At 53.1% G+C, this 16,517-nt stretch carries 14 protein-coding genes; 6 read left to right on the top strand and 8 right to left on the bottom strand.

From position 1 onward, the window contains the following. Positions 1-16: 16 nt before the first annotated feature. The 3 genes from PFRI_RS12665 to PFRI_RS12655 are packed head-to-tail and all read right to left on the bottom strand — an operon-like array spanning position 17 to position 3,211. Positions 17-877: a type III polyketide synthase gene (locus tag PFRI_RS12665; protein ID WP_084649684.1), complete on the bottom strand. Its 861-nt coding sequence runs from the start codon at positions 875-877 to the stop codon at positions 17-19. Positions 878-912: 35 nt separating this feature from the next. Continuing rightward, complete coding sequence (locus PFRI_RS12660) at positions 913-2,544, bottom strand: alpha-D-glucose phosphate-specific phosphoglucomutase (protein ID WP_072631069.1); 1,632 nt, start codon at positions 2,542-2,544, stop codon at positions 913-915. A gap of 28 nt (positions 2,545-2,572) precedes the next feature. Then, positions 2,573-3,211, bottom strand: a complete 639-nt coding sequence (locus tag PFRI_RS12655) for a glutathione S-transferase (protein ID WP_072631068.1) — start codon at positions 3,209-3,211, stop codon at positions 2,573-2,575. 105 nt (positions 3,212-3,316) lie between these two features. Between PFRI_RS12655 and PFRI_RS12650 the strand changes: the two genes are divergently transcribed. Beyond that, positions 3,317-4,324, top strand: coding sequence for a class 1 fructose-bisphosphatase (locus PFRI_RS12650; protein WP_072631067.1), 1,008 nt, complete (start codon positions 3,317-3,319; stop codon positions 4,322-4,324). Here PFRI_RS12650 and PFRI_RS12645 read toward each other — a convergent pair. Both PFRI_RS12645 and PFRI_RS12640 read right to left on the bottom strand, forming a co-directional pair. Then, positions 4,321-5,751 (bottom strand): DUF6880 family protein, encoded by a 1,431-nt coding sequence (locus tag PFRI_RS12645; RefSeq protein ID WP_072631066.1) that lies wholly within the window; start codon positions 5,749-5,751, stop codon positions 4,321-4,323. The two genes, PFRI_RS12650 and PFRI_RS12645, sit on opposite strands and share 4 nt — an antisense overlap. Before the next feature lie 34 nt (positions 5,752-5,785). Then, positions 5,786-6,001 (bottom strand): DUF2805 domain-containing protein, encoded by a 216-nt coding sequence (locus PFRI_RS12640; RefSeq protein WP_072631072.1) that lies wholly within the window; start codon positions 5,999-6,001, stop codon positions 5,786-5,788. Positions 6,002-6,076: 75 nt separating this feature from the next. Here PFRI_RS12640 and PFRI_RS12635 point away from each other — a divergent pair, with 75 nt between their 5' ends. Further along, positions 6,077-7,435: an MmgE/PrpD family protein gene (locus PFRI_RS12635; RefSeq protein WP_072631065.1), complete on the top strand. Its 1,359-nt coding sequence runs from the start codon at positions 6,077-6,079 to the stop codon at positions 7,433-7,435. On the opposite strand, the gene PFRI_RS12630 is transcribed toward PFRI_RS12635, so the two are convergent. After that, on the bottom strand, positions 7,428-8,606 hold the full coding sequence (locus PFRI_RS12630) for a cytochrome P450 (RefSeq protein WP_072631064.1): 1,179 nt from the start codon (positions 8,604-8,606) through the stop codon (positions 7,428-7,430). The two genes, PFRI_RS12635 and PFRI_RS12630, sit on opposite strands and share 8 nt — an antisense overlap. A 103-nt stretch (positions 8,607-8,709) precedes the next feature. On the opposite strand from PFRI_RS12630, the gene PFRI_RS12625 reads away from it, so the two are divergent. Then, positions 8,710-9,663: a formylglycine-generating enzyme family protein gene (locus PFRI_RS12625; protein WP_072631063.1), complete on the top strand. Its 954-nt coding sequence runs from the start codon at positions 8,710-8,712 to the stop codon at positions 9,661-9,663. Between the two features lie 60 nt (positions 9,664-9,723). Then, entirely contained in the window at positions 9,724-11,046 is a 1,323-nt protein-coding gene (locus PFRI_RS12620; RefSeq protein WP_072631071.1) for a cytochrome-c peroxidase, read from the top strand. Here the strand turns inward: PFRI_RS12620 and PFRI_RS12615 are convergent, their stop codons facing one another. Next, complete coding sequence (locus PFRI_RS12615) at positions 11,047-12,534, bottom strand: CRTAC1 family protein (RefSeq protein WP_072631062.1); 1,488 nt, start codon at positions 12,532-12,534, stop codon at positions 11,047-11,049. Beyond that, entirely contained in the window at positions 12,531-13,790 is a 1,260-nt protein-coding gene (locus PFRI_RS12610) for an ROK family protein (RefSeq protein WP_245812374.1), read from the bottom strand. The genes PFRI_RS12615 and PFRI_RS12610 overlap by 4 nt, the downstream gene beginning before the upstream one ends. A gap of 204 nt (positions 13,791-13,994) precedes the next feature. Here PFRI_RS12610 and PFRI_RS12605 point away from each other — a divergent pair, with 204 nt between their 5' ends. Both PFRI_RS12605 and PFRI_RS12600 read left to right on the top strand, forming a co-directional pair. Beyond that, positions 13,995-15,023, top strand: a complete 1,029-nt coding sequence (locus tag PFRI_RS12605) for a substrate-binding domain-containing protein (protein WP_072631060.1) — start codon at positions 13,995-13,997, stop codon at positions 15,021-15,023. Positions 15,024-15,184: 161 nt separating this feature from the next. After that, on the top strand, positions 15,185-16,516 hold the full coding sequence (locus PFRI_RS12600) for a sugar ABC transporter permease (protein WP_072631059.1): 1,332 nt from the start codon (positions 15,185-15,187) through the stop codon (positions 16,514-16,516). Position 16,517: the final 1 nt, after the last annotated feature.

Here is a 16,517-nt window from a genome sequence, read left to right as displayed (position 1 = left end):
TCAGACAATTTCCGCGTCATAACCCATGAAAAAATTCGGGTTTTGGGGTAGCAGCGGTATAGCGATCAATCTCGTCATGCTTTAGCGCCGACGCATCTAATGCGCCTCGCGTAGCAGCTGCAAATTCGTTCCGCACAAAGGTCGGGATCGAGCGATCAAACACCACGCCAAAACCAGCTTCATCCACATCCCAACCCATAATGGACAGCGTATCTGGCCACATCTTTTGATAGCCTTGACCCAGTTCAACCCGTGTTTTTCCATCGGTTGCATCTGTGCTCAAGCACGCTGCAGCAGAACCATCGCCAAACAACGCGGTCGCGATGATGTCAGCCTTTTGTAAGCGGTCTGCGCGAAAAGAGAGCGAGCAAGTTTCGATCACCACCAAAAGTACTTTCGCCCCTTCACGCGCCTTTGCCAAAGACTGCGCCACAGAAAGGCCCGTCACGCCGCCGGCGCACCCCAAGCCGAACAAAGGCACGCGCATGATATCCTCGCGAAACCCCATGTCGCTGAAAACCTGCGCTTCTAGCGTCGGCGTCGCGATCCCCGTGGAAGAAACTGTGACGACGCAATCCACCTCTTCGGCTTGCCAACCTGCGTTCAACAATGCCAAGCGTGCCGCATCAAGGAACATGGCTTTTGCTCCCTCGATGAAGGCGACATTGCGATCGACCCAGCCGTGTTCCTCAGAGAACCAATCAATCGGTACAACGGAATAGCGCCGATCAATTCCCGCTGTCGCAAAGCTTTTCGAGAGGCGCTCAAACTGCGGATATTTCGCGCCAAAGATAATGCCCGCGCGCTCGCGCACTTCGTCCTGCGTCAAAACATGCGGTGGGAGCGCTGTCGATAATCCGTGCAAAAAGACAGGCATCGCGCCTCCTCAACCTCAGTTCAAACGCGGCGTGCTCAGGTGATCACATCCGGCTCAACTCTGCCGATCATAGCCTGCATATCGCTCAAAGCGAAAGCTGCATTTCGCACGTCTTTCAACGCATCCTGCGGGTCCAGATCAATCGCACCGTCGCTGCCGGAATATTGCTCAAGATAAAGCCTGAGCGTTGCGCCCTCGGTCCCCGTTCCCGAAAGTCTGAAAACAGCACGCGCACCCGTTTCAAATGCCACGCGAACCCCTTGATTGCTGCTCACTGAGCCGTCGACAGGATCGTTGTAGGAAAAATCATCAGCGCTTTTGACAGTTAAACCTGCCACGCTTTGGCCCGCCAAATCAGCAAGCTTACCGCGTAAAGCACTCATCAACGCATCTGCTTTGTCGCTGGCCACGGCCTCAAAATCATAGCGCGAATAATAGTCGCGTCCGAAAGTCTGCCAATGATCTGTCACGATCTCTTTCACCGACTGTTTGCGCACAGCCAAGATGTTGAGCCACAACAGAACCGCCCATAACCCATCCTTTTCGCGCACGTGATCAGATCCAGTTCCCGCGCTTTCTTCGCCACAAAGCGTGACTTTTCCAGCATCCAGCAGATTGCCGAAAAACTTCCACCCCGTTGGCGTTTCATAGCTACCGATACCAAGCTTTTCGGCCACACGATCACTCGCCCCACTCGTCGGCATAGAGCGCGCAATCCCAGCAAGACCTTTGGCATAGGCCGGTGCAAGATGCGCATTGGCCGCCAAAATCGCGAGACTGTCGGAGGGCGTCACATAAGCATCTTTGCCAACAATCATGTTGCGATCACCGTCACCGTCGGACGCGGCACCAATATCTGGCGCAGTGTCAGACATCATCAAATCCATCAAATCCTTGGCCCAAATCGGATTCGGATCAGGATGGCCTTTGCCGAAATCCTCAAGCGGGACACCGTTCACAACCGTGCCTTTGGCAGCACCCAACGCATCCTCTAAAATCGCATGTGCATAAGGTCCGGTGACAGCGTGCATCGCATCAAAACGCATGCTGAAGCCGCCCACAAACATCTCCCGGATCGCGTTGAAATCAAACAGCGTTTCCATCAACTCTTGATAGCTGTGCACCGGATCAACGACGTTCACTTGCATCGCACCAAGGCTCTGCTGGCCTAATACTTCGAGATCCAAATCGGCGCTCTGCTCTATTTTCAGCTCTTTGATATTCAGCGTTGCATCGAAGATTTTCGCTGTTAACCCTTCCGGCGCAGGGCCACCATTCTGGCCATTATACTTAACGCCAAAGTCCTCATCTATGCCGCCGGGATTGTGGCTTGCCGACAGAATAAAACCACCATCAGCTTTACCCAATCGAATCAAGTGCGACGCAGCAGGTGTCGATAAAATACCGCCCTGCCCGACCGTTACATGCGCCGCGCCATTCGCAGCTGCCATTTTCAGAATGATCTGGATTGCGTCTTTGTTGAAATAGCGGCCATCGCCGCCAACCACAAAACTTTTACCAGCAGCCCCGCCAATCGCATCAAACGTCGCTTGGATAAAATTCTCCAAGTAATTCGGCTCCATGAAGACGCGTGTCTTTTTTCGCAAGCCCGAAGTTCCGGGTTTTTGACCTTCAATTGGGCTCGTTTGACGCACTTCGATGCTCATAGTCACTCCTGATGTCGTGGTATTTCTGCTAGGCTTGCATATCCCCGAACCAAAGCAAAGGATCACCCGCCTCCCATTTGGGATACTTTTGCATGATTGAAGCAAACCGTTCGGATGTTAGGAAAGCATCGAGCCAATTGCGCAGACTTTCTGGCGCATCCGTATCAAATCGCGCACGATCAATGTGGGCAAACTGCCGAATGAATGGAAATATCGCGATATCTGCCAGTGTGATCTTCGCACCGCAAAGATACTGGTTTTGGCTCAATCGCGTACCGAGGAGATCAAGAAACACCTGCGCATTCGCGCGTTCAGCGTCAGGGTCAGAGCCGTAGCGGCTCACGTATTTCGTGCGATCCAACGCCTCTTTGAAGGGACCATCGCATTGTTCGATCAACCCAAGCGCATCCTCAGACAAATCCAGCAAACCCTCAGGATCATTCTGCCCCAAAGCCCAGCGCATCACATCAAGAGATTGCTCAATCACACGTTCACCATCGACCACCACAGGCACTGTGCCTTTGGGTGAAGCGGCAAGAAACTCGCGCGCTTTATCACGCAGCACAATTTCGCGGTGTTCAGGACGCAAACCCGCAGAAGCAATCGCGAGCCGCGCGCGCATTGCATAAGGACAACGTCGAAAACTGTATAAGATCGGAGCACTCATACTCCTTTTTGCCACGCACCTTTAAGCAACTGCAAGCGTGACACGCGCGCGGCGTGTGATAAAGCTCTGTAAAAGCGCTACATTAATCGCCGCAGGAGAAACCAAATGCTCGAAACCAACATGACCTTCCGCCAATTCCTGCTGCACGACTACCGCAATGAAGGTCTTGAGAAAGATCTGGTCTTCCTGCTCGAAGATATCGCCACGGCGTGCGCGATCATATCAAACCACGTGCGTGACGGTGCGTTTAAAGGCAACCTTGGCGTTGCAGGCAGCACCAACATCCAAGGCGAAGATCAAAAACAGCTCGACGTGATCGCAGACGAAGAGTTCATCCGTCATTGCAGCAATTGTAGCCGCGTGGCCGCGCTCGTCTCAGAGGAAGTGGACGAAGTGCATTGGCTCAAAAAGGAAACCAAAGCAGGCGATTACATCGTCTATTTCGACCCGCTTGATGGCTCATCCAACCTCGATGTGAACCTTTCGGTCGGATCAATTTTCTCGATCGTTCAGATCGCAGAGCCAATTGATACCAGCACTGATGCGTCGGTGCTGATCAAAGGGAGCAAGCAGATTTGCGCGGGCTATTCAGTCTATGGTCCGTCCACATCACTGGTCATTACCACAGGTCACAGCGTCAATGGTTTCACGCACCAGCAAGGTACGGGCGAGTTCCGCCTGACATTCAAAGACATGACAATTCCTGAAACGACGAGTGAGTTTGCGATCAACGCCTCGCGCTATCGTCTGTGGGACGAACCGATCCGTGCCTATTTCGATGAATGCCTTGCAGGCGTAGACGGTGCGCGTGGCAGCAATACGAATATGCGTTGGACAGCCTCTATGGTCGCGGATATTCACCGCATTCTGACGCGCGGCGGTGTCTTTTTGTACCCAATGGATGAGGGAAACCGCGCAACGGGCGGTAAATTGCGCCTGATGTATGAGGCCAACCCGATGGGCTTTATCGTTGAACAAGCGGGCGGCAGCGCCTCAACTGGAACGCAACGCATCCTGGACGTCACGCCAACGTCGCACCATCAACGTGTGCCTGTGATCATGGGCTCCAAGGACGAAGTCGCGCGCATTGATGCGTTTCACGGCAAAAGCTAGGCGTTCACCTTTTCCCAAAAAGCAATCTTTCTTTCGTGACGCTTTTCCAGCTTTTTCAGATAGATATCATGGGGATCAAACCCGTGATATTCGGTGATGTCACCATCTACGGACACGCAATCGGCCAAATGATCCGCAACATGCCCGTATCTGGACGCGCGGCCATGATCTAGCGCGAAGTCAATCATCGCGCGCCACAAAAGCGTCGCCGCTAACGGGTATCGTCCGCGCAATTGCTCTGCCGCAGGGGCCAATTGAAAATAGCGATCACCGTCAATTTCGCGCGGGCGCGTTTGGATAAGTTGAGCCGCGGTGAGCAGATCAGGCCATTGAAGGCAGAACTCCAAAGCAGTTGAGATGTTTTGGTAGCTCAAGACATACGCCTTCGCTTTGTCCTCTGCCTCGACGTCTTCAAAATCGGGCAAGCCTTTGAGATAGCTGCGCAAATGTGCTGGGTTCAAGTTTGCCTCAAAGCAGTTCCAACGATGCGTTTGCGCGTCATCTTCGCGCCCAAGCGACGTTAATGCAGCAAGATAGGCACTGTCCCAAGTTTGCTTTTCAGCTCCGCTCACGAACGCGTCGGCTGCCTCTAGCAACTCCAAAGCGTCCTGTGCTTTGCCCTCTTCTATCCACAGCTGCGCCACCTCAGCTGCGATATCTGGCTGTTTCAAATCCGCTTCGGAATACTGCTCGGTATAAGCTTGGGTATCACCGCTCACCGCGGCTATTTCTTGCAATAAATCTCTGACAAACGCCGCTTTGCGATCCGCTTCATAGCTCTCGCCACCGCGCAGTTGGCGCAAAAAGCGAATGGCGTCATGATCCTGCGCGTCTTGCTCGACAGGTTCTTCTGCATGCGCCTCTACGTGCGCGCGCAAGAGGCCCAAACCGACTTCGCCCAATGCATCAGCCGTCAATGAAATAACGCCATCCCACTGTCCGTAATCATTGTCCTGAAGCGCAAGCCACACCCGATCCGCGAGCATTTTGGGGTCAAGCACCGCACGCGGGGCGATGCCCTCGATCCGCTCCAATGCTTGCTCAAACACCTCGCCCACGCCACCGCGACTGTCATCTACGCGTTGATAAATGGGCGGAGCCATCTCAATGAAATCCCACAAAAGATCAAACGCCAAAGTCGGCTCATTTGGCGCGATCTTATCCGTGATCATCGATAGTTGAATGTCGAGGTCTTTGATAAACGCTTTGCGTTTGCGCCAACCCACGTAGCTTTTGGATTTACGCAGCGATACCAAGCGTTTGCGCACCTCATGCGCCAGTTCGGATGCGCCCAAGTTATGCACCAACTCAAATCGCAAACGGCGTTTGATGTCCGCACTGCCCGCGCTGACCTCCATCAAGAGGTCAGCCAAGCGTTCGGCTCCGAGCGCTTCAAGGTTTGCAGAATTGAGGGTCTTTTTCGACATGCCCTATCGTTTCACGTATCGCGCTCAGTGCAAGCTATTTGTACGTGGCACGACGATCGCCAAAGCTGCGTACACGCCGACGCCACGCTTTGTAACTACCGCTTTTCAACGTATCACGCATCAGCGCCTTCACCTGCTTTTCACCGATCCCAAACTCGCGTTGGATATCCGTAAAACTCACATGATCAGACAGCGCCATTTGCACAATTTCGCTGACATGCGCTTCGGGGAGTAAGATTGTTTTGCTCATGCGAATTGAACTAGAGGCTTGCGCCATAAAAGCAAGTTAGCCCAGTGTCGTTTCAGAATAATTGGGAGTCACTTGATGACACAAGACTTCGCCACGTTTGCGACAAATCTAGCATTCGATGACCTTCCCGAAGACATGATCAAATTGCTCAGGCGCAGTTTTCTCGACACGTTAGGCGTCGCAGCAATTGGCTCGCAGACAGAAATGTCGCATATCGCGCGGCGCGGGGCTTTGGCACTGTTTGGCGCAGGCACTGCTGGGGGTAGTCGTGTGCTCATGGATGGTCGTTCACTTAGCCCAGCCGGTGCGGCAATGGCGGGCGCATTCATGATCGACAGCATTGATGCACATGACGGAACCACGCCGAATAAAGGTCACGCAGGCTCTGCGATCTTTCCCGCCTTGCTCGCGGTTGCGGATAGCTTGCGTCAGAATGGCAGACAGATCACCGGTCAGGATTTCGCGATCTGGCTCGCCCTCGCCTATGAAATCAGCTACCGCGCAGGACAAGTGCAGCACGCGACCTGCCCTGATTATCATACCTCCGGCGCGTGGACCGCTGTCGGCGTTGCCGCAGTTGTTGCACGCATGATTGGGTGCGACGCAGAGCAAATACGCCATGCCGCTGGCATCGGTGAATATCATGGGCCGCGCAGTCAAATGATGCGTTGTATCGACTTCCCGACCATGCTGCGTGACGGCGTCGGTTGGGGTGCGCCTTCTGGCGTAACCGCTGCATATCTTGCACGCGAAGGGTTTACTGGTGCGCCTGCATTGACCTGCGATAGCAAAGAGGCAGCACCCTTTTGGGACGATCTTGGCATACGTTGGCTGACGCTCGAACACACACATTACAAGCTTTATCCTTGCTGTCGCTGGGCGCACTCCTCGATCGATGGGGCGCAAAAATTGATGACGGACAATGCCCTTCATCACAGCGACATCGCGAAGATAGAGATACGCACCTTTCACTACGCGACACGTCTTGCGGGCTATGAGCCAAAAACGCTCGATGAATTCAGCTATTCCATCGCCTTCCCCGTCGCTGCGATGATTGCGAGGGGCAAGATCGGGCCGGATGAGCTGACACCAGAAACGCTGAACGATGCTAACATCCTGCGCATAAGCCGCGCGACCACATTGATTGACGACGATGATATGACAGCCCGCAGCATAGAAAAACGCTGGGCGGCTGTGACACTGGAAACCCTAGATGGTCGTCGGTTCGAAGGCCCGCCCATGACGCCGCGCGGTGATGTGGATCAGCCTGCGTCAGACCAGGAAATCAGCGAAAAGTTTCATCTGTTCGCTGATAGCATTCTTGGAGGAATCCGAGCTAACCGATTGGAAAACTTGTGTAACCACTTTGATCTCTTGGACGCACCCGAGTTTGCAGAGTTCTTAGATCTCATCCTAAGCGCACCAACTACTTAAGCAGTACAGGCAAACAAGTGGCGCCGTGAAATCCGAAACCATGCCACTTTACTGCAGCAGGATCCGGCAATTCCATATCGGGAAAACGCTCGAACAACGTGGGCAGCATGATTTGCCCCACAGCCCGCCGCGCCACGTGAATACCTTGGCAAAAATGGGGACCATTGCCGAAGGATTGATGCCCTTTTTCGCTGCGATAGACGTTAAAAACTTCGCCGTTTTCATAGATATCCTCGTCGCGATTGGCGCTCGCCTGAATGGTCATGACAGTGTCGCCTTTCGGGATCATACAACCGCGCAGCACCGTATCTTCGCGCGCCACTCTTGAAGAGACCGAAATCGGCGCGATCCAACGCACACCTTCTTCAAACGCTTTGTCCCAATCCCCCTGACGCTTCACTTCTTCGAGCTGGTCTTTGTTCGTCAAAAGTCCGTACAAAATTGTGTTCAACGCGTCGCGCGGCTCATTGATGCCGCCGCCGATCGCGATCTTGATATTTGCGTACATCTGCTTTTGCGCGATCGGATTTTCAGCGTTGAGCATCACCGAGAACGCAGAATTATTCGGCGCATCCAGATGGCGTTTTTGCAACCGGTCCAGCAGCGCGTGTATCCCACGATTTGCTGCATCCGCGCGCTCGAATGGTGCGTCCTGCCAGCCGAAATTGCCAGCACCATCAATAAGCGCTTGCGACCATTCCATCATCTCTTCATCGCTCGCTTCGTTCATACCGAGCAAAATTGCCAGTCCTCGCGCCGCGAAGGCGCCAGATAAAACATGAAACAAATCAACCACTTCTCCACGCGGCAATCGTGCGACATAAGCCTCTGCGATCTTTTGATACTCTGCCAGCCAGTCTTGCTTGATCACTTTGGGTGCAAAAGATGGTGCCATCGCACCACGTTCGCGCGCATGCTCTTCACCATCTTTACGCATCAATGTTTGCGCCCAAAACGCGCGCTCCATCGGAGTGTTGGGATCGTTGGAACTGAAAATTTCAGGCGTATCTTTGATGTATTTTGTGTCCTCGGCTTTGGTCACAAACGTGCGTCCTGCCGATTTGATCCGCACAACAGGAGCCTCGCGACGCAAACGTTGATAAATCGGGAACGGATCGCGATTTAGCTGATTAAGCGTAATCGTCTCATCAAGCGGAGCGAGCTGTGCCATAAGGATTTCCTTGCTTTTACCGTCTACGCAGCAAAGCGGCTAAATATCCCTGTCGCAAGGCTAAACTTCGATCTAAAGTGGACGGACGCTAGGATTGACCCACATGACCACCATTGAAAAACCCACAACTTGCTGCACACCGAACCGGCCTGCGACCTCTCAAATTATAGACGCGCAAGTCGCGCTGGATCCAGTCATCGCAGCCAAGTTAAGAGACGCAGCTATCGCGGCAGAGGGCGGTACAGGTTTGGTCGGAACGGCGAGGGCAGGCATCGCGAACGATGGGGAAACACCCCTGCGCAAGACCCGCATAAGATCCTTTCGCGTCAGCGCAACGACAGTAACAAACGCCGAGTTCAAAGCCTTCGTCGATGCCACAGGGTACGTCACCGAAGCAGAACGGATCGGTTGGTCATTTGTCTTTTGGGCGCAGGTTCCCGAAACCATCGAGATGACCCAAGCCGTCCCAGAAGCGCGTTGGTGGCGACGCGTGGATGGCGCAAATTGGCGCGATATCAATGGGCCAGAAACTCAGGCAGACACTTGGCATCCCGACCATCCTGTCGTGCAGATCTCTTGGAACGATGCGCGCGCCTATTGCACATGGGTCGGTGGGCGCTTGCCCACAGAGGCTGAGTGGGAACATGCGGCGCGCGGCGGCCTAGGAGATGTGAAATTTCCTTGGGGTGACGCGCTGCCCAACGACACTGACCATTTTCCGTGCAACATCTGGCAAGGTCGCTTTCCAGAGATCAACAGCGCGCGTGATGGCTATCTCACAACAGCCCCGGCAAAATCGTTCGAGCCTAACACCATCGGGCTCTACAATCTTGTTGGCAACGTCTGGGAATGGACATCAGACGCTTACACGATCAAATCGCTTAAAAAGAACGTGCGCGCGCGATTGGCCCATATGAAAGGGTTCAAATTATCCAAAGGTGGGTCTTTCTTGTGCCACGCCTCGTATTGCTTTCGCTACCGCATCGCCGCGCGCTCGGGTACATCCCCTGACAGCGCAACAACGCATCATGGATTTCGCGTTGTTTGGTCTGAATAAGCACTCTTATCAGGACCAATTCTGTTGCTCGGCCAGCTGCGCTGTCTTATGATTAAACCCATGAAAACACGTATTACATTTGCCGCTTTGCTGCTCACAACAACGTCGCTTTTGGCAGGGCCTTTGCCAGCACCGCTTAGCGACGCGGACTTCGCACCAATAAACTTGGATGAAGCGAAACTCGGGCAGCTTTTGTTTTACGACCCCATTCTGTCTGGCAACAAAACCGTCTCTTGCGCCACCTGTCATCATCCCGCATTCGGCACGGCTGATGCTGTGTCCCTCTCGTTCGGCGATGGCGGCATTGGTCTTGGCAAAGAGCGACGCGCCGATCCAAAAAACATGCCAGAAGAACGCATCCCTCGAAATTCACCTGCTCTGTTCAACCTGGGTGCCAAGGAATTTACCGTTCTGTTTCATGATGGCCGTTTGGAAGCGGATCCGAGTGAACCATCCGGCATTCGCACCCCGATGGGCGCTGATATGCTTGTCGGGTTCGACAGTATCCTTTCTGCGCAAACCATGTTTCCAGTTCTCAGCCGTGATGAAATGGCGGGTTCGTTTCGCGAAAACGAAATCGGCCGCCTGATCCGCCAAGGGATCATCACAGGTGAGGGTGGCGCGTGGGATGTACTTTCGCGTCGTGTAGCGAACATTCCTGAATATTCAGAGCAATTCTTAGCGATCTATCCAGAGATCACATCACCCGACGACATCGCGTTTACGGATATTTCCAACGCCATTGCAGCCTTTGTTGCCTTTGAGTGGCGCTCTGATTCAGCACCGTTTGATCGTGTTTTAGAAGGATCGCACAAACTTGCAGGCGCAGCGCAAAAAGGTCTAGGGCTGTTTTACGGCGACGCCGCGTGCGCGTCATGCCACACGGGCGCATTTTTGACCGACCATCAGTTCCACGTCATGGCTTCCCCGCAAATTGGTCCGGGCAAGTCCGCAACTTTTGAGGATCACCACCGCGATGATGGTCGCTTTCGCGTGACGGGACTAGAGCAAGATCGCTACGCATTTCGCACACCCTCACTGCGCAACGTCGCTTTAACCGCGCCTTATGGTCATGCAGGGGCTCATGCAGATTTAACCAGATTTATTGCCAGCCACGCTGACCCCTCCACCAGTTTACGCACCTATGATCGAGATCAAGCTGTTTTACCTCCATATGAAGCAGAGGATTTCACAGTCTTGGATGATCCCGCGCAACTCGAAGCGATTGCAAGCGCGGTGAGTGTAAAAGCGGTCAAGCTTACGCGTGACGATATCGCGGCCTTGGTGGCCTTTTTAGATACCCTAACCGATCCTATCAGTATCGAAGGCCGCTTGGGGGTACCCGAAACAGTTCCAAGTGGTTTGGAGGTTCAAAACCCGTAGTTAGGGCTTGGCAACTAGGTGACGCGCGCCAACGGCAAGTTCTGTTTGCGAACGTGAGCCGTCGGGCCACGTCACAGTAACCTGCGCATGTGTAGCGCTACCAAGTCCAAAGTGGCGTGGCAATAACTGACCACCTGCATGACCGCCGCCGATCACATGTTGCACCGATTGCGTCGCACCTTGTGTCGAAACTTCAATTACAGACCCAATCGCATTGCGGTTGCCGCCTTCCTGTTCCAGCGAAATGGCGATCCAGTTTCCAGCGTCGGGCGTGACATTGCGGTAAAGCTCTAGTGGCGCGCGACGATTGGACACGACCAAATCAAGCCGCCCATCCAGATCAAAGTCCGCGAATGCAGCACCGCGCGAACGATCAAATGTCGCAACACCCACGTCCTGTGAAATCTCTATGAATGTGCCATCCGCTTGTTGCTGCAAAAGTGTGTTGGGATCGCGCATCGCCATGCTCGGCATCTGATCCACGTTACCTTTCGCGATGAACAAATCAGCGCGCGCATCATTGTTGATATCACCGAACTCCGCGTGCCAACCTGTCGACGGACGCCCTTCATCCCCCACATGCGGGCGATGCGCGTAAGTGCCAATGCTGTAGGGCGCTGCGATATATCCGCCCTCAGGATTAGCGAATTGCAACAATTGATCTCCCATAGAGGTCAACATCACCTCATCCAGCCCGTCACCGTTCAAATCCCTGCTCGCGATGCCCATGCCCCAAAGCGCAACGCGCTTCCAACCGTCTGCTTCGTCCAAGAAACGCCGCTCTTTAATGTCCCACATCTGTTCGCGCCCATCATTCACGTAATAATGACGATCGTTCGAAATCCGCAACGTATCGCGCCCGCGTGAATCTTTTGCAGCAAGCATTGAGAGCGGGCAAAAGCCTGGCTCTAGAACCTCAGAAACATAACCCTTTTCGGACGGTCTGAGAATTTCATTTGTGTCACAAGCTTCAAACGGACCTTCTGGATCAGCGCGATCAACGTAATTGCCAATGGCAAGTGTTGGGCGTGCACCGTCGCCTTCCCACCAAGCAGTAAAGGCCGTGCTCCAAGCATTTGATGCAGGCAAGCTAAAAGCATCCGTGGCATCCATAAACGCGCAATTAGGAGCACCCTTCAAGATACGGTTCTGACCCGCGACAAGGACGAACAGATCAAGCCAACCATCACCATCAAGATCAATCGGATAGGCACCTGTAACCCCTTTGATTTCACCGATATCGGCACGCTCAAAGACAAAATCCCCCTTATTGCGCATCAATTGCGCAGGGTTCGCGCCACCAGCGGCAAAAATGTCGGGCAGTTCATCACCATCACAATCAAACACCGCAAGACCACCACCAACAAAGTGTTCCCAACCACCGTTATAAATGTGCTCTGGCAGACTTTCAGAACGGTTCTCAAACAACGGCTGAGCCGAAGCCGTACCAGTCAATAAAGCAAGACATGCAAAGACTGCGCGTTTCATGCAGGCACCATCCCAATTCCACCGACGAGCCGGTCTGTTAAAGCCACAAGCGCTGGAACCGTTGCCCCGCGCGCCCAGAATTCATCGCCCCAGGCGTGCGCTTCTACTTGGCAAGGTTCGCGCGTGCTCGACAAAGTCAGTCGTTGCATTTCATCCATCACCTCGGGTGCATAGAAGTAATCAAAGCGCATGCAATCGCCCGAAATAATGATCAAAGGCGGGTCAAACAGCTGAACAACATTCGACAATCCAATCGACAAAAAGCGCCCTGCCCTTTGGAAAACCATCTCTGAGGGCTGGTGCCCTGCCTTTGCTTTTTTAAATAATAGATCGAGCAGTTCGTCCACTTTTTTATGCTGAATATTATCATGACCCAGCAAGGTTAAGGCTTCGCGCGCCAAAGCGTAGTCCCCCAAATACGCCTCAAGACATCCCCTTTGTCCACAACGACAAAGCGCGCCGTCCAGCTGCACCTTCGTATGTCCAAGCTCTAGGCCAACACCATGTGTGCCACGGTAAAGACGGTTGTTCAGAACAACACCCATCCCGACGCCATTTTCAATAGTGACAACCGCAAAATCAGTCTTGTCGCGCCCCTCGCCGAACCAAAGCTCAGCAAGAGTTAACATATTGGTATCATTATCTAAAAACATAGGAGCAGGAAATTTTGCCTCGAACGCACCGACGATATCAACGTTTACTTCGTGCAATAAAGAACACCAACTAATTCGGTTGTCAGACAGGTTTATAATCCCTGGCACACCCAGACCCACTGCGCCAATATCGCTTTCTTGCATACCAGCTTTGTCGATCACAATTTGGCATAGCTCAAAAACCTCATCCAAAAGCGCATCAAGCGTCCGAATGGCTCCCGCCGTCTGCAATTGCGCGGTGACCAAAACGTCACCTGCGAAATCACACAACACTGCGGTATGTTGCTTGAACGATAGCTTGATACCAATCATGTAACTCGCTTCGCGCACCACTTCCAAAGCAACCCGTGGACGGCCGCGCCCATGTTCACGATCAGGTTCATCAACTTCTCGTAAAAACCCGGAATCGATCAAATCAGCCGTCAGCGTAGTTGCGCTTGCCCCGCTGATGTTCAAAGATCGCGTAATGTCAGCACGTGCTGCACGACCAGCAGCTCGCACGCGCTCAAAAACTTGCTGTCGCAATGCCGGCAAACGCGCTGCATCCCCAGCTAACAAAGGGCCACAGCCTAAGGTTTGGTCTATGTGCGTGATATAATTCACTGGATGAATTTATTCCTTGTGTGCGGACCACTTTCAAAAGCGTACACCCGAGATCATCCAGTAAAAAGGAAAATATTACTAAGTAAACCAAAAATTTTTTAATTTTTATTTTGCAAATCAAATTTAATCGATACAAGTTACCTTTCATGCGAGTCACATGACTCGTCCTCAAGCGGTGCTTGGGGTTCTATTGGGAGGACTAAAATGAATAAACTTATAACAGCGGCCATCGTCGCGACGATCGGCTTCACCTCAGCTGCGCTCGCAGAAGGCAAGCGTATCGGCGTTTCTTGGGCAAGCTTTCAGGAAGAGCGCTGGAAAACAGACGAAGCCGCAATGGTTGCAGCGATCGAAGCGGCTGGCAACACATATGTATCCGCAGACGCGCAGTCATCTTCTGCAAAGCAGCTAACAGACATCGAAGCACTGATGAGCCAAGGCGTTGACGCGCTTATCATCAACGCATGGGACAAAGATGCAATCGGCCCAGCAATCGACGCGGCTGCGAACGAAGGCATTCCGATGATCGGTTATGACCGTCTTATCGAAGACGAGCGTACGTTCTACCTGACATTCGATAATGTCGGTGTTGGCCGCATCATTGCTGAGTCAGTCGTTGCAGCTCAACCAAAAGGCAACTACGCGATCATCAAAGGCGATCCAGGCGATCCGAATGCAGGTTTCTTGCTTCAGGGCATGATGCAAGTCATCGGCGGTGCAGTTGAATCCGGCGATATCGTAATTGCTGGCGAAAACTTCTCCGACAGCTGGAAGCCTGAAAATGCTCAGAAAAACATGGAGCAGATCCTAACAGCGAACGACAACAACATCGACGCTGTTCTGTCCCAGAACGACGGCATGGCAGGCGGCGTTGTTGCTGCACTTAGCGCACAGGGTCTTGTGATCCCAGTGGGCGGTCAAGACGGTGACTTGGCAGCGATCAATCGTGTTGCACGCGGTTCGCAAACTGTTTCTGTTTGGAAGAACGCAACAGACCTCGGTACAGCTGCTGGCGAAATCGCGTCCGCTCTGGCTCAGGGCACTTTGATGACTGACATCGAAGGTGCAAGCATGTTCACAGGCGGCGAGAAGGGCACACCAGTTCCTTCCATCCTTCTGGATCCAACACCGCTTACAAAAGCGAACCTGAGTGTTGCAATTGACGCAGGTCACATCTCCAAAGAGCAAGCCTGTGAAGGCGCGATGGACGGTGTAGACGGTTGCGGCATGTAAGCTAAACCATTGTCAGCGCGCCCATCACGCGGCGCGCTGACTTTCTTCTTTTCCACAACTCCATAGTTGTAAGTACGTCGTTCTGATCCTGAAAAAGGAATCAAAACGCCAGCAAGCGTTGAGGTCTTCACCTTCGCTTGAGCCAGGGATTTTATGATATCATGACTGACACACCCGACTCGTCTTCTGACCCGCACGCGCCAAAGGCGCAGAATGTGAACCTCCTCCGAAAGTTCCTGAATGGGACAGAGATTGATACACGACTTCTTGGCATGTTTGGAGCGCTGGCTCTCATCTGGCTCGGATTTCATTTTTATGGTCTAATCTTTAAAGGCTTTGGCGCGATGCTTACGCCGCGCAATTTATGGAACCTCTCTGTTCAAACCTCATCGATCGGGATCATGGCGACAGGAATGGTTCTCGTGATCGTAACCCGCAATATCGACCTCTCAGTTGGTGCATTGGTCGGTGTCACCGGCATGACCATGGGCATTTTGCAGGCTGAAATTTTCCCGCAATATATCGGTTTGGGGCATCCAATGATGTGGGTGATTACGGCTATTTGCGGTATCGCACTTGGCACGTTGATTGGCTCGTTCCACGGATGGCTCATCGCCTATCGTGATATACCAGCGTTTATCGTCACGCTTGGCGGTCTTCTGGTTTGGCGTGGAACCGCCTTTCTAGCAAACAACGGTAAAACGATTTCACCGCTAGATGACACCTTCAAACTGCTCGGCGGTGGCCCATACGGCACGATTGGTGCCACAGGCAGCTGGATCGTCGGTCTTCTGGCCTGCGCAGTTGTCATTTTCATGCTCTATAACGGACGCCGCAAGCGTTCGGTCCACGGCTTTGCCAAGCGCCCAATGTGGGGCGAGTTGACAGTGGGTGGCCTTTCTTGCGGAATGATTATTGGGGCGGTTCTTTTGGTCAATGCTTACCCTTGGCCAAAAGGGATCGTAAAACAATATGCGGCAGCGAATGACATTACAGTGCCAGAAGGCGGTCTTTTTATCAGCCACGGCTTCGCTATTCCGGTTCTTATCCTGCTGACAGTCGGCATTTTGATGACAATCTTGGTCAATCGCACGCGCTTTGGTCGAAACGTTTTCGCCATTGGCGGCAATCCAGAAGCGGCCGCGCTGGCCGGCATCAACGTGAAATGGATGACACTGAAAATCTTTGCTTTAATGGGCGCGCTGGCGGGTCTCGCAGGCGTTGTCGCATCGGCGCGCTTGAACTCGGCCACCAATGCGCTGGGTTTACTGGACGAGCTTTACGTGATTGCCGCTGCTGTTATCGGTGGCACGTCTCTCGCAGGCGGTGTCGGAACGATTTACGGAGCCATCCTCGGAGCCTTGGTCATGCAGTCTTTGCAATCTGGCATGGTCCTGATCGGCTTTGACACATCCATTCAGCAAATTGTTGTGGGATCGGTTCTCGTCTTTGCCGTTTATCTCGACAATCTTTACCGCAAAAACGCGAAATAGG

The organism is Planktotalea frisia, from assembly GCF_001890925.1.
Taxonomy (GTDB): Bacteria; Pseudomonadota; Alphaproteobacteria; order Rhodobacterales; family Rhodobacteraceae; genus Planktotalea; species Planktotalea frisia.
The sequence above is the reverse complement of the archived record's forward strand: the minus strand, read 5'-3'. Positions and strand labels throughout refer to the sequence as shown.

What these genes read in the sequence shown, in the direction of transcription:
- PFRI_RS12645 (WP_072631066.1), bottom strand. Translation starts at nt 5,751, where the DNA reads ATGTCGAAAAAGACCCTCAATTCTGCAAACCTTGAAGCGCTCGGAGCC.
- PFRI_RS12665 (WP_084649684.1), bottom strand. Translation starts at nt 877, where the DNA reads ATGCCTGTCTTTTTGCACGGATTATCGACAGCGCTCCCACCGCATGTT.
- PFRI_RS12600 (WP_072631059.1), top strand. Translation starts at nt 15,185, where the DNA reads ATGACTGACACACCCGACTCGTCTTCTGACCCGCACGCGCCAAAGGCG.
- PFRI_RS12620 (WP_072631071.1), top strand. Translation starts at nt 9,724, where the DNA reads ATGAAAACACGTATTACATTTGCCGCTTTGCTGCTCACAACAACGTCG.
- PFRI_RS12625 (WP_072631063.1), top strand. Translation starts at nt 8,710, where the DNA reads ATGACCACCATTGAAAAACCCACAACTTGCTGCACACCGAACCGGCCT.
- PFRI_RS12650 (WP_072631067.1), top strand. Translation starts at nt 3,317, where the DNA reads ATGCTCGAAACCAACATGACCTTCCGCCAATTCCTGCTGCACGACTAC.
- PFRI_RS12635 (WP_072631065.1), top strand. Translation starts at nt 6,077, where the DNA reads ATGACACAAGACTTCGCCACGTTTGCGACAAATCTAGCATTCGATGAC.
- PFRI_RS12660 (WP_072631069.1), bottom strand. Translation starts at nt 2,544, where the DNA reads ATGAGCATCGAAGTGCGTCAAACGAGCCCAATTGAAGGTCAAAAACCC.
- PFRI_RS12655 (WP_072631068.1), bottom strand. Translation starts at nt 3,211, where the DNA reads ATGAGTGCTCCGATCTTATACAGTTTTCGACGTTGTCCTTATGCAATG.
- PFRI_RS12615 (WP_072631062.1), bottom strand. Translation starts at nt 12,534, where the DNA reads ATGAAACGCGCAGTCTTTGCATGTCTTGCTTTATTGACTGGTACGGCT.
- PFRI_RS12630 (WP_072631064.1), bottom strand. Translation starts at nt 8,606, where the DNA reads ATGGCACAGCTCGCTCCGCTTGATGAGACGATTACGCTTAATCAGCTA.
- PFRI_RS12640 (WP_072631072.1), bottom strand. Translation starts at nt 6,001, where the DNA reads ATGAGCAAAACAATCTTACTCCCCGAAGCGCATGTCAGCGAAATTGTG.
- PFRI_RS12605 (WP_072631060.1), top strand. Translation starts at nt 13,995, where the DNA reads ATGAATAAACTTATAACAGCGGCCATCGTCGCGACGATCGGCTTCACC.